At 72.4% G+C, this 24,687-nt stretch carries 22 protein-coding genes and 1 pseudogene; 13 read left to right on the top strand and 10 right to left on the bottom strand.

Annotated elements, in window-relative coordinates:
• Positions 1 to 3: 3 nt before the first annotated feature.
• Together BZZ08_RS15880 and BZZ08_RS15875 are read right to left on the bottom strand one after the other, a co-directional pair.
• Positions 4 to 1,065, bottom strand: coding sequence for a serine hydrolase domain-containing protein (locus BZZ08_RS15880; RefSeq protein ID WP_104632872.1), 1,062 nt, complete (start codon positions 1,063 to 1,065; stop codon positions 4 to 6).
• Positions 1,062 to 1,898, bottom strand: coding sequence for an IclR family transcriptional regulator (locus tag BZZ08_RS15875; RefSeq protein ID WP_104632871.1), 837 nt, complete (start codon positions 1,896 to 1,898; stop codon positions 1,062 to 1,064). The genes BZZ08_RS15880 and BZZ08_RS15875 overlap by 4 nt, the downstream gene beginning before the upstream one ends.
• Before the next feature lie 54 nt (positions 1,899 to 1,952).
• On the opposite strand from BZZ08_RS15875, the gene BZZ08_RS15870 reads away from it, so the two are divergent.
• The 5 genes from BZZ08_RS15870 to BZZ08_RS15850 are packed head-to-tail and all read left to right on the top strand — an operon-like array spanning position 1,953 to position 7,189.
• A complete protein-coding gene (locus BZZ08_RS15870) occupies positions 1,953 to 3,530 on the top strand; it encodes an ABC transporter substrate-binding protein (RefSeq protein ID WP_198601498.1) in 1,578 nt (525 codons plus the stop codon).
• Entirely contained in the window at positions 3,527 to 4,519 is a 993-nt protein-coding gene (locus tag BZZ08_RS15865) for an ABC transporter permease (RefSeq protein WP_104632869.1), read from the top strand. Before BZZ08_RS15870 ends, BZZ08_RS15865 begins: the two co-directional genes overlap by 4 nt.
• Positions 4,516 to 5,430, top strand: a complete 915-nt coding sequence (locus tag BZZ08_RS15860; RefSeq protein WP_198601497.1) for an ABC transporter permease — start codon at positions 4,516 to 4,518, stop codon at positions 5,428 to 5,430. Before BZZ08_RS15865 ends, BZZ08_RS15860 begins: the two co-directional genes overlap by 4 nt.
• The gene (locus BZZ08_RS15855) at positions 5,427 to 6,293 is read left to right on the top strand and encodes an ATP-binding cassette domain-containing protein (protein WP_104632868.1); all 867 of its coding nucleotides are present in this window, start codon (positions 5,427 to 5,429) and stop codon (positions 6,291 to 6,293) included. Before BZZ08_RS15860 ends, BZZ08_RS15855 begins: the two co-directional genes overlap by 4 nt.
• Positions 6,290 to 7,189 (top strand): ATP-binding cassette domain-containing protein, encoded by a 900-nt coding sequence (locus tag BZZ08_RS15850; protein ID WP_104632867.1) that lies wholly within the window; start codon positions 6,290 to 6,292, stop codon positions 7,187 to 7,189. Before BZZ08_RS15855 ends, BZZ08_RS15850 begins: the two co-directional genes overlap by 4 nt.
• An 11-nt stretch (positions 7,190 to 7,200) precedes the next feature.
• On the opposite strand, the gene BZZ08_RS15845 is transcribed toward BZZ08_RS15850, so the two are convergent.
• Complete coding sequence (locus BZZ08_RS15845) at positions 7,201 to 8,160, bottom strand: ROK family protein (protein WP_104632866.1); 960 nt, start codon at positions 8,158 to 8,160, stop codon at positions 7,201 to 7,203.
• A 41-nt stretch (positions 8,161 to 8,201) separates the two neighbouring features.
• Between BZZ08_RS15845 and BZZ08_RS15840 the strand changes: the two genes are divergently transcribed.
• The 4 genes from BZZ08_RS15840 (at position 8,202) to BZZ08_RS15825 (ending at position 13,565) form a co-directional block, all read left to right on the top strand.
• The gene (locus tag BZZ08_RS15840) at positions 8,202 to 8,993 is read left to right on the top strand and encodes a creatininase family protein (RefSeq protein ID WP_104632865.1); all 792 of its coding nucleotides are present in this window, start codon (positions 8,202 to 8,204) and stop codon (positions 8,991 to 8,993) included.
• 23 nt (positions 8,994 to 9,016) lie between these two features.
• On the top strand, positions 9,017 to 10,144 hold the full coding sequence (locus BZZ08_RS15835; RefSeq protein ID WP_104632864.1) for a mandelate racemase/muconate lactonizing enzyme family protein: 1,128 nt from the start codon (positions 9,017 to 9,019) through the stop codon (positions 10,142 to 10,144).
• Entirely contained in the window at positions 10,141 to 10,548 is a 408-nt protein-coding gene (locus BZZ08_RS15830; RefSeq protein WP_104632863.1) for a RidA family protein, read from the top strand. The genes BZZ08_RS15835 and BZZ08_RS15830 overlap by 4 nt, the downstream gene beginning before the upstream one ends.
• A gap of 92 nt (positions 10,549 to 10,640) precedes the next feature.
• Positions 10,641 to 13,565 (top strand): FAD-binding and (Fe-S)-binding domain-containing protein, encoded by a 2,925-nt coding sequence (locus tag BZZ08_RS15825; protein WP_104632930.1) that lies wholly within the window; start codon positions 10,641 to 10,643, stop codon positions 13,563 to 13,565.
• Positions 13,566 to 13,571: 6 nt separating this feature from the next.
• On the opposite strand, the gene BZZ08_RS15820 is transcribed toward BZZ08_RS15825, so the two are convergent.
• The 3 genes from BZZ08_RS15820 to BZZ08_RS15810 form a co-directional block, all read right to left on the bottom strand.
• Positions 13,572 to 14,429, bottom strand: coding sequence for a glycerophosphodiester phosphodiesterase (locus BZZ08_RS15820; RefSeq protein ID WP_104632862.1), 858 nt, complete (start codon positions 14,427 to 14,429; stop codon positions 13,572 to 13,574).
• The gene (locus tag BZZ08_RS15815; RefSeq protein WP_241965487.1) at positions 14,426 to 16,675 is read right to left on the bottom strand and encodes an alpha-N-acetylglucosaminidase; all 2,250 of its coding nucleotides are present in this window, start codon (positions 16,673 to 16,675) and stop codon (positions 14,426 to 14,428) included. The genes BZZ08_RS15820 and BZZ08_RS15815 overlap by 4 nt, the downstream gene beginning before the upstream one ends.
• Before the next feature lie 142 nt (positions 16,676 to 16,817).
• Positions 16,818 to 17,162 (bottom strand): STAS domain-containing protein, encoded by a 345-nt coding sequence (locus BZZ08_RS15810; RefSeq protein ID WP_104632860.1) that lies wholly within the window; start codon positions 17,160 to 17,162, stop codon positions 16,818 to 16,820.
• Positions 17,163 to 17,389: 227 nt separating this feature from the next.
• Here BZZ08_RS15810 and BZZ08_RS15805 point away from each other — a divergent pair, with 227 nt between their 5' ends.
• Positions 17,390 to 17,536 (top strand): hypothetical protein, encoded by a 147-nt coding sequence (locus tag BZZ08_RS15805; protein ID WP_037922471.1) that lies wholly within the window; start codon positions 17,390 to 17,392, stop codon positions 17,534 to 17,536.
• A 109-nt stretch (positions 17,537 to 17,645) separates the two neighbouring features.
• On the opposite strand, the pseudogene BZZ08_RS15800 reads toward BZZ08_RS15805, so the two are convergent.
• Both BZZ08_RS15800 and BZZ08_RS15795 read right to left on the bottom strand, forming a co-directional pair.
• A pseudogene (locus BZZ08_RS15800) lies at positions 17,646 to 18,494 on the bottom strand (glycoside hydrolase family 16 protein); the annotation flags it as partial.
• Positions 18,495 to 18,593: 99 nt separating this feature from the next.
• Positions 18,594 to 19,787 carry a glycoside hydrolase family 64 protein gene (locus tag BZZ08_RS15795; RefSeq protein ID WP_104632858.1) on the bottom strand — a complete coding sequence of 398 codons (1,194 nt, stop codon included), beginning with the start codon at positions 19,785 to 19,787 and terminating at the stop codon, positions 18,594 to 18,596.
• Positions 19,788 to 20,040: 253 nt separating this feature from the next.
• Here BZZ08_RS15795 and BZZ08_RS15790 point away from each other — a divergent pair, with 253 nt between their 5' ends.
• Positions 20,041 to 21,150, top strand: a complete 1,110-nt coding sequence (locus tag BZZ08_RS15790; RefSeq protein WP_104632857.1) for a glycoside hydrolase family 43 protein — start codon at positions 20,041 to 20,043, stop codon at positions 21,148 to 21,150.
• 31 nt (positions 21,151 to 21,181) lie between these two features.
• Here BZZ08_RS15790 and BZZ08_RS15785 read toward each other — a convergent pair whose 3' ends face one another.
• The gene (locus BZZ08_RS15785; protein ID WP_104632856.1) at positions 21,182 to 21,652 is read right to left on the bottom strand and encodes a hypothetical protein; all 471 of its coding nucleotides are present in this window, start codon (positions 21,650 to 21,652) and stop codon (positions 21,182 to 21,184) included.
• Between the two features lie 286 nt (positions 21,653 to 21,938).
• Between BZZ08_RS15785 and BZZ08_RS15780 the strand changes: the two genes are divergently transcribed.
• Both BZZ08_RS15780 and BZZ08_RS15775 read left to right on the top strand, forming a co-directional pair.
• Positions 21,939 to 22,814, top strand: coding sequence for a helix-turn-helix domain-containing protein (locus tag BZZ08_RS15780; RefSeq protein ID WP_104632855.1), 876 nt, complete (start codon positions 21,939 to 21,941; stop codon positions 22,812 to 22,814).
• Positions 22,815 to 22,858: 44 nt separating this feature from the next.
• Positions 22,859 to 23,674, top strand: coding sequence for an SAM-dependent methyltransferase (locus tag BZZ08_RS15775; protein ID WP_104632854.1), 816 nt, complete (start codon positions 22,859 to 22,861; stop codon positions 23,672 to 23,674).
• Between the two features lie 30 nt (positions 23,675 to 23,704).
• Here BZZ08_RS15775 and BZZ08_RS15770 read toward each other — a convergent pair.
• On the bottom strand, positions 23,705 to 24,687 hold a 983-nt coding region (locus BZZ08_RS15770; RefSeq protein WP_133169200.1), incomplete at its 5' end, for a VWA domain-containing protein.

Here is a 24,687-nt window from a genome sequence, read left to right as displayed (position 1 = left end):
GGCTCATTCCACACCGTGCGGGGCCCCGGCGGCCACCGGGGGCGTCCGGGCGGCGGCGTCGTGGAACGCGCGGCGCAGGGCGACGATCCCCTCCCCCGTCCTCGTCGGGTGCACCCGGTTGGTGAGCAGCACGGCGTAGCGCCGCGTGGCCGGGTCGACCCAGAGGCTGGTGCCGGTGAAGCCCGTGTGGCCGTACGACTCCGGGCCGAACACCTCCCCGGCGGGGGAGCCGACCGGATCGCGGCCCTGCCAGGCCAGGGCGCGCCGCAGCGCCAGGTGGTCCGTGTGGGGGGCCGTCATCAGGGCGAAGGTGTCGGGCCGCAGCAGGCCCCGGCCACCGGCGGCGAGGGCGGCGCCGAGCCGTTCCATGTCCGCCAGCGTGGAGAACAGGCCCGCGTGGCCGCCGACTCCGCCGAGCACCACCGCGTTCTCGTCGTGGACCTCGCCCACGACCGGGCGGCGGCGCCAGGGACAGTCCTCGGTGGCCACCGCCCGCGCCCGGCGCCCGGCGTCCGGGCGGAAGACGGTGTCCCGCAGACCGAGCGGTGCGCACACCAGCCGCTCCACCAGCGCGTCCAGCGGCTCCCCGGCCGCCGCCTCGGCGATCAGGCCGAGGACGATGAACCCCTGCGAGGAGTACTGCACGCGGGTGCCCGGCGCCGCGGTCAACGGCAGCAGGCGCACCGCCTCCAGCAGCGCCGCACGGGTGGGACGGTCGCGGTACAGCGGCACCTGTCCCGGTATCCCCGAGGTGTGGGTGAGGAGTTGACGTACGGTCAGCTCCGCCTTGTCGCCGCCCCGGTAGTCCGGGAGGTACGCGCCCACGGTGTCGTCGAGGCCGAGCGCGCCGCGCTCGACGAGCGCCATGACCGCGAGTCCGGCGATCGGCTTGGTCACCGATGCGAGGTCCCATACGTCGTCGCCGTCCAGCGGAGGTCCGTCCCAGCCGCGGGTGCCGGTCCAGCCCCGGTCCAGTGGTCCCTCCGGGCCTCCGACGGACCAGGCGGCGCCGGAGTAGATGCGCCGTTCCCGCCCCTCGGTGAGCAGTTCTCCCAGGGTGCTCACGCCTGCTCACCGCCCCTGGCCGGGTCCACCACGCCGAGCTGGGGCGGGCGCGCGCCGAGTGCGGCGGACACCGTGCGCGCGGCGGCCCGCACCATCGGCCCGAACACCTCCACACTGCCGGGGTCGAGGGTGAAGGTCAGTCCGGCGATGCCGATCGCACCCACGGCCCGGCCCTCCGCGTCCAGCACGGGTGCCGCCACCGACCGCACGTCCGGCTCGTCGTACTCGTCGTCCACGGCGTAACCGCACAGCGCCGCGCGCGCGAGCACCGCCCGCAGCGCGGCCGGGTCGGTGGGCGTGTCCGGCGTGCGCGCCTCCAGGTCCGGTGCCTCCAGGACCGCCGCGGCCTCCCCGGCGGGCAGCGCGGAGAGCATCGCGAGCCCCACGCCGCAGGTGTACAGCGGCGACCGGTGGCCGGGCCGGGTGCCCATCCGGTACTCGCGGGCCGGTTCCGACTGCTCCAGATACACCGCGTCGGACGCGTGGCGCACCGCGTAGAACGCCACGTGGCCGGTGCGCCGGCGCAGGTCGGCGAGGGCGGGCCTGGTCAGTTCCAGGACCCGGCTGTCGCTCAGGGCCGCTGCGGCGAGGCCCAGCAGCCGCGGTCCCGGACGGTAGCTGCCGCCCTCGGCGGGCTCGGCGAAGCCGTACTCCGCCATGGTCCGCAGATGCCGGTGGACGGTGGGCTTGGTCAGTCCTGTGCGGCGCGCGATCTCCCCCAGCCGGTGGGGGCCACCGGGCTGGACGAGCGCATCTAGCACCTCCATCGCCTTGTCGACGGGGCCCTTCGCGAGTTCCTGGTCGACCGACCGGGTGTTGACCGCTTTCACCATGTCGCTTAGCTTAACCCAACCGCATTCCATCTGACGGAACGGAGGTGTTGTTCAATGGAACGAATTCTTCAGGGGCGCACGATGGACCGCAGCCGTCCCAGCCGACGCCACGTCCTGCGGACCGGCGGTCTCCTGCTCGGAGCCCTCAGCGCTCCGGCGCTCCTGAGCGCGTGTGGCACGACCGCCGCCGCGGACCGGGCCGGCAACGTCCTGCGGGTCTCCCAGCCGGGCGACCCGAAGACCCTGGACCCGCAGAAGCAGGGCGACATGGTGTCGATGAACGTCCTGGTCAACATGTTCGACACCCTCACCACCCGCGGCCGGGACAACCGGCTGCACCCGAGGCTCGCCCTGAGCTGGAAGGCCACCGACGCGCGCACCTGGCGCTTCACGCTCCGCCCCGGGGTGACCTTCCACAACGGTGAGGTGTGTGACGCGCGGGCCGTCGCCTTCAGCATCGAGCGACTGCTCGACCCCGCCACCAAGTCACCGATCGTCGAGCTGCGCTTCGTCAAGGGCGTCACCGTCGTCGACCGGCTCACCGTCGACCTGCACACCACCGTGCACGACCCCATCCTGCCCGCCAAGCTCTCCCTGTTCGGCGGCGTCGTGGTACCGCCCCGCCACCTCGCCGAGGTGGGCGACGCGGCCTTCGCCGACCACCCCGTCGGCACCGGCCCGTTCACCTTCACGAGCTGGCAGCGCGACCACGAACTGCGGATGCGCGCCTACGCCGGCCACTGGAACGGGCGCCCGGCCGTCGACGGCCTCGTCTTCAGCCCCGCCCCCAACGCCTCGTCGTCCCTGGCCGCCCTGCAGAGCGGCGGCGTGGACCTCGTCGCCGGACTCACCCCGGACGCCGCCCAGCAACTCGACGGCTACGGCGGCATCACCATCGACGGCCACACCGGCATCCGCACCGCCTACCTGTCCCTCAACACCCTGGAACGCGGCCCGCTCCAGGACCGCCGGGTGCGCCAGGCGCTCAACCACGCCATCGACGTCCCACTGCTCATCAAGGCCGTGCTCGGCGGCAAGGCCACCGAGACGCCCGCCCTCGTCCCGCGCGGCTCCTTCGGCTTCGACCCCACCGTCAAGCCCTTCACCCGCTCCGTCGACACCGCGCGCCGCCTGCTCGCCGAAGCCGGTCACCCGCACGGCTTCGCCACCACGCTCACCGCCTCCAACGTCGACGCCAACGTCGCCGAGGCCCTCTCCGGACTCCTCGCCAGGGCCGGGGTGGACGCCCGCGTCAACCTGCTCGACCCCGGCACCTACTCCGCCCGCCTCACCTCCGACAACCGCGGTGCGCTCGGCCCGATCTACCTCGCGGCCAGCACCGTCTGGACGATGGACGGCGCCAGCATCGTCCAGTCCAACGTGCGCAGCGACCGCCGCCAGAGCCGCTGGCACTCCGCCGAGGCCGACCGCCTCATCGACGCCGAGGAACTCTCCGAGGACCCCGCGGAGCGCGAAGCGGCCTTCTCGGACCTGCAACGGCTGATGCGCCGGGAAGCCCCCTTCGTCTTCCTCTACCAGATCGACAACATCTACGCCCGCAACGACCGGCCCCGCTGGACGCCGGGAGCCGCGGGCGTCCTCGCCATGGAGAGCGCGGAGGTGTCCCGATGAGCGCCCTCACCCTCGACAAGCCCCCCGCCCCGGCGGACACCCCGACCCGCCGCCCGGACCGGGCGGGGCTGCTCCTCGGGGTGGTCAAGCGCCTGGGCACCGCCCTGTTCGTGCTGCTGTGCACGGCGACCGTCGCCTTCTTCCTCGTCCGTCTGTCCGGCGACCCCGTGAAGATCCTGCTGCCGCCGGACGCCACGGCCGAACAGGAGCAGGTGCTGCGCCACTCCCTGGGCCTGGACCAGTCCCTGTTCTCCCAGTACCTCGACTACCTCTGGGGACTGCTGCACCTCGACTTCGGCGACTCCCTCGTCTACGGCCAGCCCGTGAGCGAGATCCTCGCCGACCGGCTGCCGGCCACGATCGAACTGGCCGCCGCCGCCCTCGCGGTGACCCTGGTCATCGCGATCCCGGCGGGCATCCTCGCCGCCATGCGCCGCGGCCGGGGCACCGACAACACCGTGATGACCGGCGTCCTGCTCGGCCAGTCCACCCCGCCGTTCTGGGTCGGCATCCTGCTCATCCTCGTCTTCGCCGTCTGGCTGCGCGCCCTGCCCGCCTCCGGCTACGGCACCCTCGCCAACCTGGTCCTGCCCGCCGTCACCCTCGCCGTGTACTCCGTCGCCGTCGTCGCCCGTCTGCTGCGCTCCTCGCTGATCGACGTCCTGTCCTCGGACCACATCCGCAGCGCCCGCGCCAAGGGCTTCGGGCCGCTGCAGGTGGTGCTCAGGCACGGACTGCGCAACGCCTCGCTGCCCGTGGTGACCGTCGTCGGCCTGGAGGTCGGCAACCTGCTCGGCGGGGCGATCCTCACCGAACGGGTCTTCTCCTGGCCCGGAGTGGGCCAGCTGACCGTCGAGGCGATCTCCAACCGCGACTTCCCGCTCGTCCAGGCCACCGTCCTGTTCTTCGCCGCCACCTTCGTCGTGGTGAACCTGCTCGTCGACCTCTCCTACAGCTTCCTCGACCCGAGGGTGAGGACGTCCCGATGACCGTCATGTCACCGGCCGCGACCGATGCGACCTTGCAGCACAAGCCGTCCGGCGGCTCCGGCTCCGTCGTCCTGCGCGGCCTGCTGCGCAACAAGCTCGCCGCAGTGGCCCTCGCCGTACTCGCCCTGCTGCTCGTCGCCGCCCTGTTCGCGCCCCTGCTCGCCCCCTACGACCCCAACACCCAGAACCTCCTGCTGCGGCTGCGGCCGCCCGCCTGGCAGGACGGCGGCAGCGGCGCCCACCTCCTCGGCACCGACCAGCTCGGCCGCGACATGCTCTCCCGCGTCGTCTACGGCACCCGGGTCTCCCTGCTCGTCGGCGCGGGAGCCGCGCTGCTCGCCGGCGTCGTCGGCACCGTCGTGGGCCTCGCCTCCGGATACTTCGGCGGCTGGGCCGACCGCACCCTGATGCGGCTCGCCGACGTCCAACTCGCCTTCCCCTCCCTCCTGCTGGCCCTCGCCGTCGTCGGCTTCCTCGGCTCCGGGCTGTGGGTCGTGATCGTGGTGCTCGGCTTCACCGGCTGGGTCTCCTACGCCCGCGTCGTGCGCTCCGAGGTGATGTCGCTGCGCACCCGCGACTTCGTCACCGAGGCCCGCGCGATCGGCGTCACCGACGTCACCATCATGCGCCGCCACCTGCTGCCCAACGTGATGGCACCCCTGGCCACCATCGGCACCCTGCACGTCGCCGCCGCCATCGTCGCCGAGGCGTCCCTCAGCTACCTCGGCCTCGGCGTCCCCAAGGAGACGGTCACCTGGGGCGGCATGCTCTCCGACGGGCAGCTCTACCTGGGCACCTCCTGGTGGGTCGCCGTCTTCCCCGGCATCGCGCTGATGCTGACCTCCCTCGCCATCAACATCACCGGCGACGCCCTGCGCGACGTCGCGGACCCGAAGGCCTACCGCCGATGAGCAACGACCGACCGACAACCGGCCCCGACCGAGCCACGGGCGCCACGTCCCGGCGGCCCGCCGACCAGCGGCCGCTCCTCGAGATCGACGGCCTCCGCGTCGACTTCCGCCTGGAGGGCTCCGTCGTCCACGCCGTCCAGGACGTCTCCCTGCACGTCCGGGCCGGCGAGACCCTCGCCGTGGTGGGGGAGTCCGGCAGCGGCAAGAGCGCCACCGCGCTGTCCGTGCTGCGCCTCAACCCGAGCCCGCCGTGCGTCTACCCGAGCGGCGAGATCCGCTTCGACGGGCGCGACCTGCTGCGCCTGTCCGAGAAGGAACTCGGCCGGGTCCGGGGCCGCGACATCGCCATGGTCTTCCAGGACCCGATGACCTGCCTCGACCCGCTCCAGCGCGTCGGCGCCCAGGTCGCCGAGGTGCTCGGGCACCACACCGGCATGTCCCGCGCCGAGGCCAAGGAGGCCGCGCTGGCGGCCCTCGACGAGGTCGGCATCCCCGACCCGGCCCTGCGCTACCGCCAGTACCCGCACGAACTCTCCGGCGGCCTGCGCCAGCGCGTGATGATCGCCACCGCGCTGGTGGCCCGGCCCCGCCTCCTCATCGCCGACGAGCCGACCACCGCCCTGGACGTCACCGTGCAGCGCCAGATCCTCGACCTCCTGGTCACCCTCCAGCACAAGCACGACATGGCCGTCGTGCTGATCACCCACGACCTCGCGGTCGTCGCGGAGACCGCCGACCGCGTCGTGGTCATGAACCGGGGCAAGGTCGTCGAGACCGGCGACGTCCTCGACGTGTTCGACCGTCCGGCCGACGCCTACACCCGCAAGCTGCTGGCGGCCACCCCCCGACTGGAGGCGGCATGAGCACCGACGCGACCGAGACCGCCGGCACCACCGGGCCCGGCCCCGCGACCGGCCGCCCGCTCCTCGAACTTTCCGGCCTGCGCAAGGAGTTCGGCGGCAGGCGCCCGAACGTCGCCGTCGACGACGTGTCGCTCGAAGTCCACGAGGGCGAGACCCTGGCCCTGGTCGGCGAGTCCGGCTGCGGCAAGACCACCCTCACCCGGCTGCTCCTCGGACTCCTCGAACCCACCGCCGGAAGCGTCCGCTTCGACGGGCGGGACCTCGCCGCCCTCACCGCGTCCGAACTGCGCGGCGTACGACGGCAGCTGCAGGTCGTCCTCCAGGACCCCTACTCCAGCATGAACCCGCGCATGCGCATCACCGACATCGTCGCCGAACCGCTGGTCACCCACGACCCCGAGGCACGCGGACGGCGGGCACGGGCCCGCAACCGGGAACGGGTCGGACAACTCCTGGAGGCCGTCGGCCTGGACGCCGGCATCCAGGACCGCTACCCGCACGAGTTCTCCGGCGGCCAGCGCCAGCGCGTCTCGATCGCGCGGGCGCTGGCACTCCACCCCCGGCTGCTGGTGCTGGACGAGCCGACCAGCGCCCTGGACGTCTCCGTGCAGGCGACCGTCCTCGACCTCCTGGCGGACCTGCAACAGCGGCTGGGCCTCACCTACGTCTTCGTCTCGCACAACCTCGCCGTGGTGGCCCAGGTGGCCGACCGGGTGGCGGTGATGAGCCGCGGGAGCCTGGTCGAGGTCGGTGCGGCGGCGGCGGTCCTGCGCACCCCGCGGCACCCCTACACGCGGCAGCTGCTCGACGCCGTACCGGTCCTCGACCCGCGCCGGGGCCGCCGGGCCGCGGCACGCGCCCGGACGGGCGAAGCGACGGACGAAGCGAGCCGATGACCCGCGCCACGCTAGAGGTGCGACAGCACCAGACCCGCCCCGCCCAGAAGCGCCACGTCGTCGACCGCGGCGGTGCCGACCAGCACCCGCGGCTGCTCGGCCCCCGCGAAGGCGACCGCGTCCCGCAGCCGTTCCTCCACCACGGTGCGGAAGCGCTCGCCGCCCTCACGCGCCTCGCCGTGCAGGATGAACAGGCCCGGCGCGAAGAGCTGCTGCACGTTCACCAGCCCCAGGGCCAGGTTGTGCGCGTACTCCTCCACCACCTGCCCGGCCGGCGCGTCCCCGCCCCGCACCAGCTCGGCCAGCGACATCGACTCCCCGAGCCCCGCGGCGCGGGCCCTGGCCCGCAGCCAGCCGGTGGTGGCCAGGGTCTTCCAGCAGCCCCGGTTCCCGCAGGTGCAGCGCTCGCCACTGGCCGACACCGTCATGTGCGCCCCGCTGCGCCCGCCGGGCGGCGCCATCACCTCACCGTCGTAGAGGACACCCACCCCGAGCACCTCGCCGGTCGAGACCGAGGCGAAGGTGCGCCGCCCGCGGCCCGCGCCGAACCAGCGGTCGCCGAGCACCTGGAGCCGCGCCCGGTGCTCCAGGTGCACCCCTGCCCCGGTGAGGGCGCCCAGCCGCTCCGTCACCGGATAGCCGTGCAGCGCCGGCACGTCGTTGACCTCGAGGATCAGCCCCGTGCCGGGGTCCACCAGCCCCGCGGCGGCCACCCCGATCCCCTGGACCTCCTGGGCCGCGAAGACACCGGCCACCCCGGCCAGCGCCCCGTCGATGTCCGCGGGAGTCGCGGTGGCCGCGTCGTACGACGCCTCGGCGCGGTCGAGCACCCGCCCGGCCATGGACAGCACGGCCGCCCGGACCCGGCCGGGCACCAGCTCGACGGCCCCCAGCCGCCGCGCTGCCGCGGGAGCGGCCGGTTGCTCCGCGGCATCCGGGACCAGTCGCAACGGAGAACTTTTGTGGACCATGCGCCGACTCTGCCATGGCCCCGTTTCGGAGAGGTAGCACCGTGAGCCAATCGAGACTGACCGAACTGACCTGGCGGGAGGTGCGCCGGGCCGGCGAGCGGGGCATCGCCCTGCTGCCCATCGGCTCGCAGGAGCAGCACGCCGGCCACCTGCCGATGGGCACCGACACCCTCCTGGTCGAGGAGGTCGTGGACCGGGCGCTGGACCTCCTCGACCGTGAGGCCGCCGCGTCCTCGGCGCCCTCCGCACCCTCGGCTCCGGAGGTCGTGCGGCTGCCCGCGCTGCCCTTCGGGCACAGTCCGCACCACCTGTTCGCGGCGGCCGTCTCGCTCTCCGCGGCGACCCTCGGCGCCGTACTGGACGACGTCCTCGACTCGCTCGTGACCAGCGGGTACCGACGCGTCATGGTCGTCAACGGCCACGGCGGCAACGACGAGATCATGCGGCTCGCCGTGAAGCGGTTCGCGCTGCGCGCCCGGGTCACGGTCGCCGCCTGCTCGTACTGGACCCTCACCGAGGGCGAGACCGAGGCCGGACGGCCCGACGTCACCCCGGGGCACGCCGGATGGTTCGAGACGTCCCTCATGCTGGCGGCCCACCCGGAACTGGTGCGCACCCCCGTGCCCGCCCGCACCCCCGTCGAACCGCCCCCGCTGTTCGACCACCCTCCCCACCCCGGTCTGACCGTCGAGCGGCACGGCGAGTGGGAGCGGGTCGACGGCTCCACCGACGACGCCTCCGGCGCCGACGCCGACCGGGGCGGCCGCCTCCTGGACGACCGGGCCCGGGGACTGGCCCGCGCGATCCGGGCCTTCGACGCGGCGAGCCGGTGACCCCGATGATGCGAGGAGAAGAAATGAAGATCACCGACGTCGACGTGTGGGTCGTCAACCTCCCACTCGTCAACCCCTTCACCAGTTCCTTCGAGACCAAGACCGGGGAGACCCGCACCGTCGTGCGGGTGCGCACCGACGCGGGCGTCGAGGGCTGGGGCGAGACGATGTGGGGCGCGCCGGTCGCCGCGATCGTCCGCCGGATGGTCCCGGACCTGATCGGCACCAGTCCGTTCGCCCTGGAGGGCTTCCACCGCAAGCAGCACATGGTGCCCTTCTTCCACGGCTACCTCGGCTACGCGGCGATCGCCGCCGTCGACGTCGCCTGCTGGGACGCGATGGGCAAGGCCACCGGCCAGTCCGTCACCGACCTGCTGGGCGGCGCGGTCCGCGACGAGGTCCCGATCACCGCGCTGATCACCCGCGCCGACGCGCGGGGCGCGACCCCGGCGGACCTGCCCAAGGCCATGGCCGAGCACGCGGTGCGCGTCGTCGAGGAGGGCGGGTTCGACGCCGTCAAGCTGAAGGGCACCAGGGACTGCGCGGGCGACGTCGCCGTCCTGCGCGCGGTCCGCCAGGCGCTGCCCGGCGTGAACCTGCGCGTCGACCCCAACGCGGCCTGGTCCGTCCCCGACTCGGTCCGCGCCGGCATCGCCCTGGAGGAACTGGACCTGGAGTACCTGGAGGACCCCTGCGTCGGCATCGAGGGGATGTCCCAGGTGAAGGCCAAGGTACGCATCCCGCTGTGCACCAACATGTGCGTGGTCCGCTTCGAGGACTTCGCCCCGGCCATGCGGCTGAACGCGGTCGACGTCATCCACGGCGACGTCTACAAGTGGGGCGGCATCGCCGCGACCAAGGCGCTCGCCGCGCACTGCGAGACCTTCGGCCTGGGCATGAACCTGCACAGCGGCGGCGAACTAGGCATCGCCACCGCGGCGCACCTGGCCGTCGTGTCGAGCACCCCCGTCCTCTCGCGGGCCATCGACAGCATGTACTACCTGCACGCGGACGACATCATCGAGCCGCTGCACCTGGAGAACGGCCGGCTGCGCGTGCCGCCGGGACCCGGGCTGGGGGTGAGCGTGGACGAGGACAAGCTCCGCCACTACGCGGGCGTCAACGAGCGGGACGGTGATCTGACCGGATGAGCGAGCCGACCGGCAAGCGAGCCGTGCACACGCCCGATGCTCCCCGTCCCGCGGGCGCCTACTCCCAGGGGGTGGTGGCGGGCGGGTTCCTGTTCACGGCCGGATTCGGCCCCCAGGACCCCGCCACCGGCGCCGTACCGGAGGGCGTCGCGGCACAGACCGCGCAGGTGCTGCGCAACGTGGCGGCGGTCCTCGCCGCGCGGGGCCTGTCCTCGCGGGACGTCGTGAAGGTCACGGCGCACCTGCAACACCTCCGGCGGGACTTCGCCGCGTACGACGCGGCCTACCGCGCGTTCTTCGAGGAACCCTGCCCGGTGCGCACCACGGTCGGGTCCGACCTGATGGACATCCTCGTCGAGATCGACGTGGTCGCCCTCCTGCCCGGCCCGGACCTGCCCGGGTGAACCGTTCGTGCTCGCCGGCCCGGCCTGGGCCGGCGAGCCCGGCAGTCGTACGCTGATCAGCACCGATCGAGACCGTGTGGGAGTCGAACGTCATGCCCCTGCTGGAGCCCAAGCCGGAAAGCCTCCGCCCCGGCACGGCCCGCGTCGCGTCCGCCGACCGGGTGCCCGACGGCGGTGCCACGGGCACCCCCGAACCCCTGCGCGCCGGACTGACCGCGCTGCTGGGCCCGGACAAGGTCCTCTGGAAGATCTCCGACCTCGTGAAGTACGCCTCGGACGCCAGCCCCTACCGGTTCGTCCCGCAGGTCGTCGTCCTTCCCGAGACCGTCGACGACGTGGCCGCGGTGCTGGCGTACGCCCGCGACCACGGCCGCCAGGTCGTCTTCCGCGCCGCCGGCACCAGCCTGAACGGCCAGGCCCAGGGCGAGGACATCCTCGTCGACGTCCGCCGCCACTTCACCGGCGTCGAGGTCCTGGACGACGGCGCGCGGGCCCGCATCCGCCCCGGCACCACGGTGATGCGGGCCAACGCGACCCTCGCCCGGTACGGCAGGATCCTGGGGCCCGACCCGGCCAGCGCCATCGCCTGCACCGTCGGCGGGGTCGTCGCCAACAACGCCTCCGGCATGACCGCGGGCACCACCCGCAACTCGTACCGCACGCTGGCCTCACTGACCTTCGCGCTGCCGAGCGGCACCGTCGTCGACACGGCCGACCCGCACGCGGACGAGGCGCTGGCGCGGACCGAGCCGGAGCTGTGCGCCGGGCTGCTCGCGCTCAAGGCGGAGATCGAGGCGGACCAGGCACTCACCGCCCGCATCCGGGCCAAGTACGAGATCAAGAACACCAACGGCTACCGGCTGGACGCCTTCCTCGACGGCACCACACCCGTCCAGATCCTGCGCGGGCTCATGGTCGGCTCCGAGGGCACCTTCGGGTTCATCTCCGACGTCGTCTTCGACACCCTGCCGCTGGACCGCAAGGTCTCCAGCGGACTGCTCTTCTTCCCCTCGCTGACCGCCGCCGCGGCGGCCGTACCCCTCTTCAACGAGGCCGGGGCGATCGCCGTCGAGCTGATGGACGGCAACACGCTGCGCGCCTCGGTGAGCGTGCGGGGCGTACCGGCCGACTGGGCCGGTCTGCCGCGGGAGACGGCGGCGCTGCTGGTGGAGTTCCGGGCACCCGACGAGGCGGGGCAGGAGGCTTTCGAGCGGGCGGCGGCCGCAGTCGTGGAACGGCTGGAACTGGTCGCGCCGGTCGCCTCGGTGACCAACGAGTTCACCCGCGACGCCAAGGCGATCTCCGGCTACTGGAAGGCCCGCAAAGCCTTCGTCACCGCGGTCGGCGGCTCCCGCCCGGCGGGCACCACCCTGATCACGGAGGACTTCGCGGTCCCGCCGTCCCGGCTGGCCGACGCCTGCGAGGAACTGCTCGGACTCCAGGCGGAGCACGGCTTCGACGCCGCGGTCGCCGGTCACGCCGCCCACGGCAACCTGCACTTCCTGCTCGCCTTCGACGCGTCGAAGCCCTCCGACGTCGACCGGTACGCCGCGTTCATGGACGACTTCTGCCGGATGACCGTGGAGCGTTTCGACGGGTCGCTGAAGGCGGAGCACGCCACCGGACGCAACATCGCCCCGTTCCTGGAGCTGGAGTGGGGGCCCCGGGCCACCGAGTTGATGTGGCGCCTCAAGCGGCTGATCGACCCCGAGGGCGTACTGGCGCCCCGGGTCGTCCTCGACCGCGACCCGAAGGCCCATCTGCGCGGGCTGAAGACGATCCCCGGGATCGAGCCGCTCGCCGACCCCTGCATCGAGTGCGGCTTCTGCGAACCCACCTGCCCCAGCCACGACCTGACGACCACCCCGCGCCAACGCATCGTGCTGCGCAGGGAGATGCTGCGGCAGCCGGACGGATCACCCGTGGAGGAACAACTCCTCGCCTCCTACGGCTACGACGCCGTCGACACCTGCGCGGGCGACTCCACCTGCGCGATCGCCTGTCCGGTCGGCATCGACACCGGCGCCATGATGAAGGACTTCCGGCACCGGAGGCACTCGCCGCGCGAGGAGCGGATCGCCGCCCTCACCGCGAAGCGCTTCAGGGCGGTGGAGGCGTCGGCACGCCTCGCGGTCGGCGCGGCGGACCGGATCAGCGACCGGCTGCTGGAGGCCGCGACCGGCCTCGCCCGCAAGGCCGTACGCCCCGATCTGCTGCCCGAGTGGCTGCCGGAGATCCCGGGCGCCGCCGCCCGCACCGCGCCGCCCACCTCCCGCACGGGAGCGAGCGCCGTCTACTACCCGGCCTGCGTCAACCGGATCTTCGCCGGGCCCGAGGGCGACGGCACCCCCTCGCTCCAGCAGGCCGTGGTCGACGTCTCGGCCCGGGCCGGCCGCCCGGTGTGGATCCCCGACGACGTCGCGGGGACCTGCTGCTCCACGATCTGGCACTCCAAGGGCTACGCGGACGGCAACACCGTGATGGCCAACCGCGTCGTCGAGGCCGCCTGGGCCTGGACCGACGGTGGCAGGATCCCCCTCGTCGTCGACGCCTCGTCCTGCACCCTCGGCCTCCGGCACGAGGTCGTCCCCTACCTCACCCACGCCAACCGGGAACTGCACGGACGCCTTGAGGTGATCGACTCCGTCGTCTGGGCCGCCGAGGAGCTCCTGCCGCGGCTGACGGTCCGCCGGACGGCCGGTTCGGCGGTGCTGCACCCGACCTGCTCGATGCAGCACCTGGGCGACGTGGACCACCTGCGCGCGGTCGCCGACGCGGTCGCCGACGAGGTCGTCGTCCCGGACGACGCCGGATGCTGTGCCTTCGCCGGCGACCGCGGCATGCTGCACAAGGAACTGACGGCCTCGGCGACGGCCAAGGAGGCCGCCGAGGTGACCTCGCGCCCCTACGACGCCCACCTGTCCGCCAACCGCATGTGCGAGATCGGCATGGACCGCGCGACCGGCCGTGCGTACTACTCGGTCCTGATCGAACTGGACCGGGCCACCCGTCCCTGAGTCGGGTCACCCCCGTTGGGTGAGGGTCTGGGGGTAGTCGGTGATGATGCCGTCGACGCCGAGGCCGGCCATCTTCCGGATGGCGCCGGGTTCGTCGACGGTCCAGACGTTGATGTCCATGCCGAGTTGGTGGACGCGGTCGACGAGGGTCTGGTCGGTGACGGTGTGCTGGGGGTTGATCTGGTCGGCCCACTGGCTGAGTTCGGTCAGTTCGGTGTCGGTGGGGCGGTCGGCGTCGAGGATGCCGATGGGGATGTCGGGCTGGGCGGTGTGGAAGGTGCGGGCGTCGTCGGTCTGGAAGGACTGCACGGCGAGCCGGTGGCGGGCGAGGGCTTCGCGGACGTAGCGGGGTTTGCCGTGCAGGGTGTCGGCGAGGTCGGTGGCGACGGTGGTGCCGTACTGGCTGCAGGGGCTGATTTCGGCGAGGAGTCCGGTGCGGGTGTGCTGGATGTGGTGGATGACGTCGTCGAGGGTGATGATCGGTTCGCCTGTGTAGTCGTCGTGGAACCAGGAGCCGGCGTCGAGGTGGCGGAGTTCGTTCCAGGTGAAGTCGGAGACGCGGTAGCGGGGGCGTCCGGGGTAGAGGTCTTCGATGTCGGTGGTGCGTTCCATGGTGCAGTCGTGGAAGTTGACGAGTTTGCCGTCCTTGGTGCGCTGGACGTCGATTTCGACGTAGTCGGCGCGTTGGCGGACGGCGAGGTCGATGGCGGCGGCGGTGTTCTCGGGTGCCATGCCCGAGGAGCCGCGGTGGGCGATGACGTCGGGACCGGTCGCGGCCTGCGCGGTCGTCGACGTCATCGCCAGTGCCAGACCACTCAGCACGGCCACGACCAGCCCGGCGGCTCTGCCGCTCACGCGCCTCATCGCACCCTCCCGGACCCGGCCGGCACCGACGGCACCGCGGCGGGCAGGGCGTCGAGCACCTCGGCGGCCGTCGCCACGGGGTCGCCCGAGGGCTCGACGGGATAGCGGTCGTGCCGCTGGTTCCAGGCGTTCTCCAGCGCGAACCAGTCGATGGCGGCCGGTGGCCGTCCGGTGGCCAGCGCGGTGTCGAGGGAGTCGAGGTACGTCGTCCAGCGCATCGCGTAGAAGTCGGAGACCAGCCCGGACCACTCCCGGTTGGCGTAGTCCCGCAGGCCGCCCGAGTCGCTGCCGGAGCGGTGGCCCCAGGTGGTGAGGATCGAGCGGGCGTCGAACTCCGCGGCGTCGCGCTCCGCACCGGTACGGCCCCATGACCTGGCGTCCGCCAGCCACGGGCCCAGCAGGAAGCGGGTGTCGGTGGCCAGCAGCCGGTCCAGCAGGACCAGGTCGCCCTTCCACTCGGCCGCCCCCGCACGGAAGCGGGACAGGTCACGGGCGTCATGGGCGGCCTTGATCTCCGGGAGCAGGGAGCGGCTGCGGTTGGCCAGTGCCTGACGGGCGACGTCGACCAGGTCGAAGCGGTAGGCGTCGGTCGTCCGCAGGGCCGGTGCGACCTTCAGCAGCTCCGCCAGCGCCTCGCGCACCGTGTCCGGGTCGTAGCGCATCGCGCCGGGGCTCCAGCTGGCCGCCGAGGTGGCCGTCAGCCGGGGACGGGCGGTGAAGAGGCTGTCCTGGGCCTCGCTCCAGGTGCCGGACGGCATGCTGTACGGGCCCGTGCGCAGCAGCTCCCAGGCCCGGGCCGCGTGCGGATCGGGCCCGCCGTAGCGGCGTTCCGCGTATCCGGCGAACCAGGCCGCGTGGTCCACCGGGCCCGTGCGCCAGGCCAGTTCGGTGAACAGCTCGTAGGCGACCGGATTGCCCCCCGTTCCTTCCGGCAGGTAGGCGATACCCGCGAGGGCGCTGCCGGGTTCGGTGCGCCACCGGTCGAAAAGCTCCGCCCACACGGCGGTGTTGGCACCGACGGTGGTGTGACCGCCGAAGTTGGGGATGGTGCCGAACGCGTAGGGCGCACCGTGCCAGGTGGTCTCGCGGTCGAGGCCGTCGTAGCGGTCGGACAGGCCGTCGACGATGAGCAGCCTGCTCTTGTCGACGGCGTCGATGATCTGCGTCGACGGGTTCTTCTGCCAGCCGATCAGGGTCCACACGGCACCGGGACGCGCCGTCTGGAGTGCCTTCATCACGGCCCGGGCGGCATCCGGGACGGGCACGTTCCCCGGTCGGCCGCCCTCGTGCAGCAGGTCCATCTTGTACATCGCGGAGTCGCCGAACAGCGCACGCTGATGGCGGTAGAACGAGGCGGCGACCCTCGGGAAGACGTCGGTGCGCGGGTCCAGCCAGTCGGGCCGCTCGAAGCCGACCCACTCGCCCTGCGGGACGACGGTGCCGCCGGGGTTCCGTTCCGTGAAGCCCGGCGGCACGGTGCCGTAGTAGCCGGGGAGCACGGGGGTCATGCCCAGCTCGCGCAAGCGGTGCGCGATCCTGCGGCCGAGTGCGGCGCGGTCCTCGATCAGCCGCTCGGAGACGGGACCGGCGAAGCCGGACATGTTCTGCATCAGCCACCACGGCTGGTGCGCTGGACCCGGGATCCAGGATCTGAGCTCCTGCTTCGAGTACCCGAACTCCTGGAGGGTCTGGTAGTAGACGGCGTCCGCGCCCATCTGCACGAAGACCTCGTTCGCGCCGTGCAGGGCGAGGAGATCGATCTGCTTCTCGTAGGAGGCCCAGTCCCGGTAGGCGCCGGAGTAGCCGTCGTCGGTGTCGTTGAGCGCGAAGCGGTGCGGCACCGAGGCCTGCCGGCGCACGGTGCCCTCGGGCGCGGGCAGCGTGCGCGGCAGCTTGGCCGTGCTGCGCCCGGGCCACCCGATGTCCACCTTGGCCGTGTACTTCAGGTACCAGTTGACGCCGCTGAGGATCACCGCGGGACTGGTTCCCCGGACCCGGAGGTGGCCGGCGCGGCCGGAGACGCTGAACCAGTCGCCGGACGCGGATCGGCGCGCCGGAACCAGGGTGAACTGCGAGACGTGCCGCGGCAGCAGCCGGGCGAGTGCCGCCCGGGCGGAGTGCGTGGCGAAGGCCGGTCCGCCCGGCGGGGACGCCGCAGCGGGGGCGGGGGAGGGAGTGAGCGTGGTGGTGAGAAGGGCGAGGGCGGCGGCTGCGCAGAGGGCAGCCCAGGGTCTGAGGCTTCTCACGGTCACCTCTGGGGAGTTGTTGACGGGGTGCTGGTGAATATGGGGGTGGGCGAGCAGCCAGTCAAGGGCGCCTCGCCGCGCGCCAGTGGGTCTTCGGACACCACGGGCCGTCCTGCGCGGGTGGCCGAAACGCCCCTCGTGGCTAGGAGGTTCGCCGCGCCTGGTACACGGAGTCGTAGATGGGGAAGACGTGCCGCAGGCCGGTCAGGGCGAAGAGCTGCTTGGTGTTGGCGTCCGTGATGACCAGCTTCAGTTCCCCGTGCACCGCCTGGACCCGTTTGAGGGCGCCGACCAGCACGCCCAGGCCCATGGAGTCGATGAACGCCACTCCGCGCAGGTCGACGACGAACCGGCGGAGACCGTCCGCGAGCCGCTCGATCACGTACTGCTTGATCGTCGGCACGGTGTACACGTCCACCTCTCCGCGGATCTCCACGATGGTCCAGTCCCCGACGACGCTGTGGTTGATCTCGATGGGAGGTTCCATACGTACCCAACGGCATGCCCTGGGCAGAGGTGGCGCCGCACATTCGTTCTGCATATGCGTGAACGACTGGCCAAAGGATCACCAGAGGTAGTACGGCCCGTGCCTGGGCGCATGGACGTCGTCCCGGGCGTTCGGCTCCGTCGGCTCCCGCCGTGCGGGTTCCGCCATTCGGGTCCATCCTTGAAGCCGGGCCACGAAGCCCACAGACCGACCCACCGGGAGGTCCTGTGATTCTGCTCGCGCTGCTCCTGCCAGTCGTGATGATGGCCTTCCTCTTCGCCGCGGACGCGCTCGAAGACCTGATCTTCCCGCCCCCGGCGGCCCCGGACGAGGACGCTCCGGCCGGGGACATCGCCCGGACCACGTCTCCCTGAGCCCCGCGAGGTCACTCGCGGCCGAACGGGAGACCGGGAAGCGGGCCGCCACCTCGGGGAGGCGGCGGCCCGCTCCGGTTCCGGATACGGCCCGGGGCCGTCAGCCGCCGCTCGTGGTCACCTTCACCTCGTCGACCACCAGCTGCTGCGGGAAGGTGGTCGAACCGTCGGGGTCGCCCGGCCAGTAGCCGCCGACCGCGAGGTTCAGGATGAGGAAGAACGGCTTGTCGAAGACCCAGTCCTTGCCGCCCAGGTCGGCCGGCGTACGGGTCTGGTAGACGTTGCCGTCGACCGACCAGGTGATCTTGTCCGGGGCCCAGTCCACCGCGAAGGTGTGGAAGGCGTCCGCGAACGCCTCGCCGTTCGGCAGCGTGTAGGCCGCGCCGATGCCGCCCGAGCCGGAGTAGCCGGGGCCGTGGAGGGTGCCGTGCACGGTGGACGGTTCGAAGCCGACGTTCTCCATGACGTCGATCTCGCCCGAGTTGGGCCAGCCGACCTCGCCGATGTCCTGGCCGAGCATCCAGAACGCGGGCCAGATGCCCTGCCCGCGCGGGATCTTCATCCGGGCCTCGACGTGACCGTAGGTCGCCGTGAACTTGCCGGAGGTGTTCAGCCGGGCGGAGGTGTACTCGCACGTGCCGTACCAGCACTGGTAGTTGCCCGGGTTCTCGCGGCGGGCCTCGATCACCAGGTTGCCCTGGCCGTCGAGCTTCGCGTTGTCGGTGCCGGGCGTGTAGTACTGCCGCTCGTGGTTGTTGACGTTGTCACCGGTCTCGAGCTGCCACTTGGCGGTGTCGACGCCGGATCCGGCGGGTCCGTCGAAGGTGTCGGAGAACGTCACCGCCGCGGCGGACTCCGGCCGGTACTCGGCCTGGGCGGGGGTCACCGCGGCGGCCGCGACGAGGGTGGCGGACAGGGCGGCGAGGAGACAACCGCGGAGCAGTCGTGGGGAGGCCATGTCTCTCCCTTTCGTGGGCCCGCTCCCACGGGAGGGGAGCGGGCAGGGGGGTGGGGGGAAGGTGGTGCGTCGGTTCGGGCGCGGGTGGGGCCGGCCCGGTCAGTCGAAGGACTCCAGCGTGATCGCCGCGTCCTTGGGGTCGCCGTCGTGCACCAGCGACTCGTGGTTGCCGACGTCGTCGAAGGCGAAGGCGTACGCCTGGCCGTCCCGCATCTGCGCGTGGACGAGGCGGGCGTAGTGGTTGGTGACGTCGTCCTGGTAGAAGCCGGAGGCGTCGGCGTCGGGCTGCTCGGCATTGGTGAGCAGCGTGGAGCGGTTGTACGCGGCGCACAGGGTCCGCGAGACGGGGCCGCGCACCTGGTCGTTGGGGGCGTCGAGCTTGTTGTAGCAGCCGAAGACCGAGTCGGAGTCCGGCTTCTCGAAGGAGGTCACCACCGCGCCGCTGCCGTCGGTGAAGTCCATCCTGTCGCCGTTGACCTTGCCGTAGAACTTCGTGTCCGGCTGCTCCTTGAACGGCGTCACCGTCAGCGTGTCGGTGGCGTACTTGCTCCAGACACGGTTGATGTAGTCGTCCATCACGTCGGCGGGCAGGTCGCCGGAACCGATGCCGTGCCCCGGGGCCAGGACGCGCAGTGGCGAGCCGTCGCTCCGCGTCTGGACCAGTCCCTCCCAGCCGCCGCCCTGTCGGGTCAGGCCGTCGGCAACCGCCTTGTACCCGCCGGGCTTCAGCGAACCCGTCTGCTTCGTGGAGCCGTCGCCCGCCGTCAGACCGACGGAGTAGGGCGCCGAGAACATGTCCACCTGGGTGGAGTTGAGCCACAGCCCGGAGTCGTTGAGCGTGTACTCGGTCCAGTTGAACAGCGTGTCGTGGTTGGGGTCGTCGGCGTTCTGGACGGCGGGCTGCACGAGGCCGCCCTCGGCGAGCCGGAAGTCGAGCTTCTTGCCGTACGAGAAGTAGACCCGGCCCGAGAACTTCGGAAGCCGAACGGTCTTTGACCCGCCGTTTGCGGGCCCCTCGAACGAGGCGTCGGGGGCGGGCACCGGCGGGGCGCCACCGGCCGGCCAGGCGTGGAAGGCGCCGCTCTCGTCGGCGTACCCCTGCTTCCCGGAAGCGAGTTCGGTGCCGATGACGTAGACGTAGACCTGCTCGGCGTTGCCCGAGTCGTTCTTCAGGGTGAGCGGGATGGTGTCCGGTACCGCCGAAGCCGGTTGGGCCGGCCCGACGACGACGGCGACGGCGCCGATCGACGCCGCTACGGCCAGGGACGCCGTCAGCTTGCGTGGGGAAAGCACACGGTCCTCCTTGGTGTGGGGGGACTTGCAGGGTTGTAGTCCTTCCCTGTGCATGTCAACTAGTTGAACGAGATCAATCGGAAGAAGGCCCTCCAGGTTCGGAAGGTGAAGCGGAGGAAGGGCCGGCCCTCCGGATGCCGTGCGCGCAGGAGGTGTTGCGGTGCGGTCATTGACATGTTCGCCGTCCCTTACGATCCTGGATCCGCTGTCTACTTCCATCGATGTACATCACGGCCCGTGGAAGCGGAGGGACATGCCGACCCTGACCGGAAGCCCGCCGAGCGGAACCGGAAAGCCCTCCCGCCGCCTCCGCGGTGCCGTCGCCGCCCTGCTGTCCGGCGTCCTCGTCGCCTTCCTGCTGCTGGTGTCCTCCGCCGGGCCCGCGCGGGCGGACCGGACCGGTCTGCGGGCCGCCGACCCCAGCGTGATCCGGGTCGGCGGGACCTACGTCTCGGTGCAGTCCACCGGGGGCGGCATCGCCGTACGCCAGGCCGCGTCCACGGCCGCGCTGGCGGCGGCGCCCGCCCGTCAGGTCTGGTCGGACACCCGCGACCGGGGCGAGGTGTGGGCCCCCGAGATCGTGCGGGACGGCGGCCGGTACTACATCTACTTCTCGGCCGGCCGCGGAGCGGCCCACCGGATGTACGTGATCAGCTCCGCCGTCGCCGACAGCGGATACACGGCCGAGACGAAGCTGGCCCTGCCGGACGACAAGTGGGCCATCGACGGCACCCTGTTCACCTTCGAGGGGCAGCGGTGGTTCGTCTGGTCGGGCTGGGCCGGTGACACCAACGTCGAACAGAACCTCTACATCGCGCGCATGAGCAGCCCGACCGCACCGGCCGGCGCGCGGTACGTCATCTCGCAGCCGCGCGAGAGCTGGGAGCGCGTGGTGGGCAACCCGTACATCAACGAGGGCCCCGAGCCGATCAAGGACCCCAACGGGCAGCTGCACATCGCCTACTCCGCCAACGGCAGCTGGAGCGACCAGTACTGCCTGGCCGACCTGAGGCTGCGCTCCGGCGGCGACCCCACGTACGTGTGGGACTGGTACAAGTCCAACGGCTGCCTCTTCGGGTCCCGCCGCGCGACGATGATGACCGGCTGGGACCCCACCCTGTACGTCGACGGGCCGGGCCACCACAGCTTCGTCCTGCTCGACGGCGACATCGCCACCAGCCCGCCCGCCGGCCCCCGGTTCCCGCTGATGTTCCACGCGGTCGCCAAGGGGACGCCGTACGCGTGGGAGAACCGCTACTGGTACACCGGCACCTTCTGCTGGTGGGGCGGGACCACCTACAGCCGGGCCAACGTGCCCGGTCCCACCAGCGACACCGGCTGGAGCCTCAAGTTCTTCGAGTAGCGCCGTCGCGCCGGCCGGCGGTGCGGTCCGTTCAGGGCGCCAGGGACCAGCGCGGCGGCACACCGGCGAGCCGGCAGACGAGGAAGTACAAGGGGATGGGCGCGGTGTAGGGCGAGTCGCCGTCGGGGCCGTGGATCAGGCGCGGACCGGCCGCCCGTGCGCCCGGCCGAGCCCGGGTCCAGGACGGGTCGCCGACGATGTAGTGGGCGCCGGCGGGCCACGCGACGCCGATGTCGGACCCGGACGGGACGATCCACCACCATCGCCCCTCGTCGGCGAACACGCAGCCCGCACGGGGGAGGCGGGCCAGAATGCGTTCGCCGTGGGACGCGGAGGTGCCCACGGCGTCGTGCCCCAGGCCGGCGCGGAGCCCGACGGGAAGGCTGAGCGGGGCCGGTCCCGGGCGGCGCCGCCGGGGCGGGCGGGCGGTACCGGACGAGCACGGGCGGTCACGGACGGTGGCTGCGGACGGACGTGGATCACGGGTGTGCTGCAGGTCCATGGGGGGTGGGTCCTTTGGCCGCGACGGACGTCAGGAGAACGTTGTCATGCGAGACCGGCCCGTGGGGGTGGGGGACGGGTCGCCAAGGACGGTCCTGGTCGTCGGTCGAGAAACGCGGGTCGGGAGGGCAGGGGGCGGTGGAGCCACTGTGTCATCCGTCAACAACGGTGCGCAACCGGCAAGTTGAAAATTGCAGCTGACTGGAGGCATGCTCCTGCGGCGGGACGACGCCCGTGACAGACTGGCGTGTCCGGGCCCGGGCGCGGGACGGCGAAGGGGAGATGGTGTGACCGCGGAGACCGACTGGGGCGGTGCCCCCTCCGTGCTGCGGATGATCCTCGGCAGACAGCTGGAGGAGCTGCGCACCCGCGCCGGTCTCACGTTCGAGCAGGCCGGTGAGGCGATCGGGGTGAGCCACTCCACGATCCGCCGCCTCGAGGCGGCGAAGGTGGCCCGGCTGCGCCTCCCGGACGTGGAGAAGCTGCTCCAGGTCTACGGTGTCCGCGACCAGCAGGAGATCGACACCTTCCTGAAGTCGGCGCGCGAGGCGAACAAACGCGGCTGGTGGCACACCTACCGCGACGTCATGCCGGACTGGTTCGCGGCGTACCTGAGCCTGGAACAGGCGGCCCTGCACATCCGCGCCTACGAGGCCGGGTTCGTGCACGGACTGCTGCAGACCCCCGACTACGCGCGGGCCCTGCTGAGCGCGGGCAACCCGCACGCCCCCTCCGTGGACACCGAACGGCGGGTGGCGCTGCGCATGCGGCGCCAGGAGATCCTCACCCGCCCCTCCCCGCCCCGCCTGTGGGTCGTGATGGACGAAACGGTCCTGCGCTGGCCCGTCGGCGGCACCGAGGTGATGCGGCGGCAGGTGGACCATCTGATCGAGGTGGGCCGGCTGCCCCACGTGACCCTGCAGATCATGCCGTTCGCCGGGGGTCCGCACCCCGCCATGCGCGCCGGCGCCTTCGACCTCTTCCGGTTCCGGGCCCCCGAGCTCCCCGACATCGTCTACCTCGGCGGGCTCGTGGGCGCCGTCTACCTGGACAAGGGCGACGACGTCGTGGTCTACCGCGAGGCCCTGGACCGCCTGGGCGCCCAGGCGGTGCCCGCCCGGGGCACCGAGGAACTCCTCGGCGCGCTGCGCAAGGAGCTGTGAGGACTTCCACTCGTACCGCACCACCCCATGGAGAAAGGCGAACGATGTCCGACAGCGGATGGCCGGCCGACCGAATCGACACCGAGCACGCGCACTCGGCCCGGATCTACGACTACATCCTGGGCGGGAAGGACTACTACCCCGCCGACCGGGAGGCGGGTGACGCGATGGCCCGGGAATGGCCCGCGCTGCCCGTCCACATGCGCGCCAACCGGGACTGGATGAACCGCGCGGTGCGATGGCTGGCCGAGGAGGCGGGCATCCGCCAGTTCCTCGACATCGGCACCGGCATCCCCACCTCGCCCAACCTGCACGAGATAGCCCAGTCGGTGGCCCCCGCGTCACGGGTCGTCTACGTGGACAACGACCCGATCGTCCTCACCCTGTCCCAGGGGCTGCTGTCCAGCACGCCCGAGGGCCGCACGACGTACCTCGAGGCGGACTTCCAGCGCCCGGAAGCCGTCCTCGAATCCGACGAGTTCCGCAAGACACTGGACCTGGCCGAGCCCGTCGCGCTCACCGTGATCGCGATCGTCCACTTCGTCCTGGACGAGGACGACGCGGTCGGCATCGTCCGCCGCCTCCTGGAACCGCTGCCCGCGGGCAGCTACCTGGCCATGACCATCGGCACCGCCGAGTTCGCCCCCGAGGAGGTGGGGCGGGTCGCACGCGAGTACGCGGCCCGCGACATGCCGATGCGGCTGCGGACCCTCGACGAGGCCCACGAGTTCTTCGAGGGGCTGGAGCTGACCGGGCCGGGCATCGTCCAGGTCCACAAGTGGCGCCCGGACGGCACCGGGGAACAGGGCATCCGGGACGAGGACATCGCGATGTACGGGGCGGTCGCCCGCAAGCCGTGACCGCCCGGCGTGCGGCGTGGGGCGGCCGGGTCAGATCACGCGGAACAGGTCCGCGGCGGCGTGGACGTCGGTGAAGTCCTCGACGGAACGGAGGTTGTCGCACAGCGCCGCGAGGACCGAGCCGGCCGCCGCGACGCGCGGGGCACCGATGCCCACGCCGAAGACCCGGAAGCCCAGCCGGCGCTTGGCCGCGTTCCAGCCCCGCATCCACGCCTCGGTGACGCCGCAGTCGTCGTCGGTGAGCATGACGATGTCGCCCCGGGTGCGGGCGGCGTCGTTGAACTCCTCCTCGAGCAGTTCGCCCGCCGCCGACAAGGGCCGCTGGTAGCTGGTGCCGCCGCCGAGGAAGGTCTCCGCGAAGTCGAGGGTGCGGGCGAGGTCCGCGGGCCGGCCGGCCGGGAAGCGGAAGACGCGGAGCCGGTCGGCGGCGGAGAACACGATGCCGACGAAGTCACGCCCCGCGTGGCGGGCCTGGTCCAGCAGCGCCAGAGCGCACGCCTTCGCCCACGCCTCCCGGGTGATGCCGCCGGGCCCCGCCTCGTACATGGAGTGCGAGGTGTCCACGCACGCGATGACGGCACCCCGGCCGGTGGCCTGCTCGCCCTGACCGTCGTAGAGCATCAGCTCCCCGGCGGCGTAGCGCGCGGCGAACACCGCGCGCAGTCCGGGCAGTCCGAGATGCGCCAGTTCGGACGGGACGACCCGGGAGAGGTCGTCGCCGAGCGTGACCCCGATCAGCTCACCGGTGGCGTTCTCCACCTTGCGAGCCCGTTCCCCGTCGGCCATCCGCCTGAAACGGCCGATCAGTTCGGCCCACTCGGCGAGCCGGCCGGTGCGCAGCCGCTCGGCCAGCCGGGCCCGCTCGTCGAAGGACATCCGCTCCAGCTCGCTGGAACCGACACCCCAGGCCCGCATCAGCGCGGCCTCCTGCCGTGCCGCCGACGCCGACCGCGCCACCGCACCGCCGGCCGCGGCACGGACGCCGCCGGGCACGGCCACCGCGAGCGACCGGG

It is taken from the genome of Streptomyces sp. MH60 (assembly GCF_002939385.1).
GTDB lineage: Bacteria > Actinomycetota > Actinomycetes > Streptomycetales > Streptomycetaceae > Streptomyces.
This window is presented reverse-complemented; position numbering and strand designations above follow the sequence as displayed.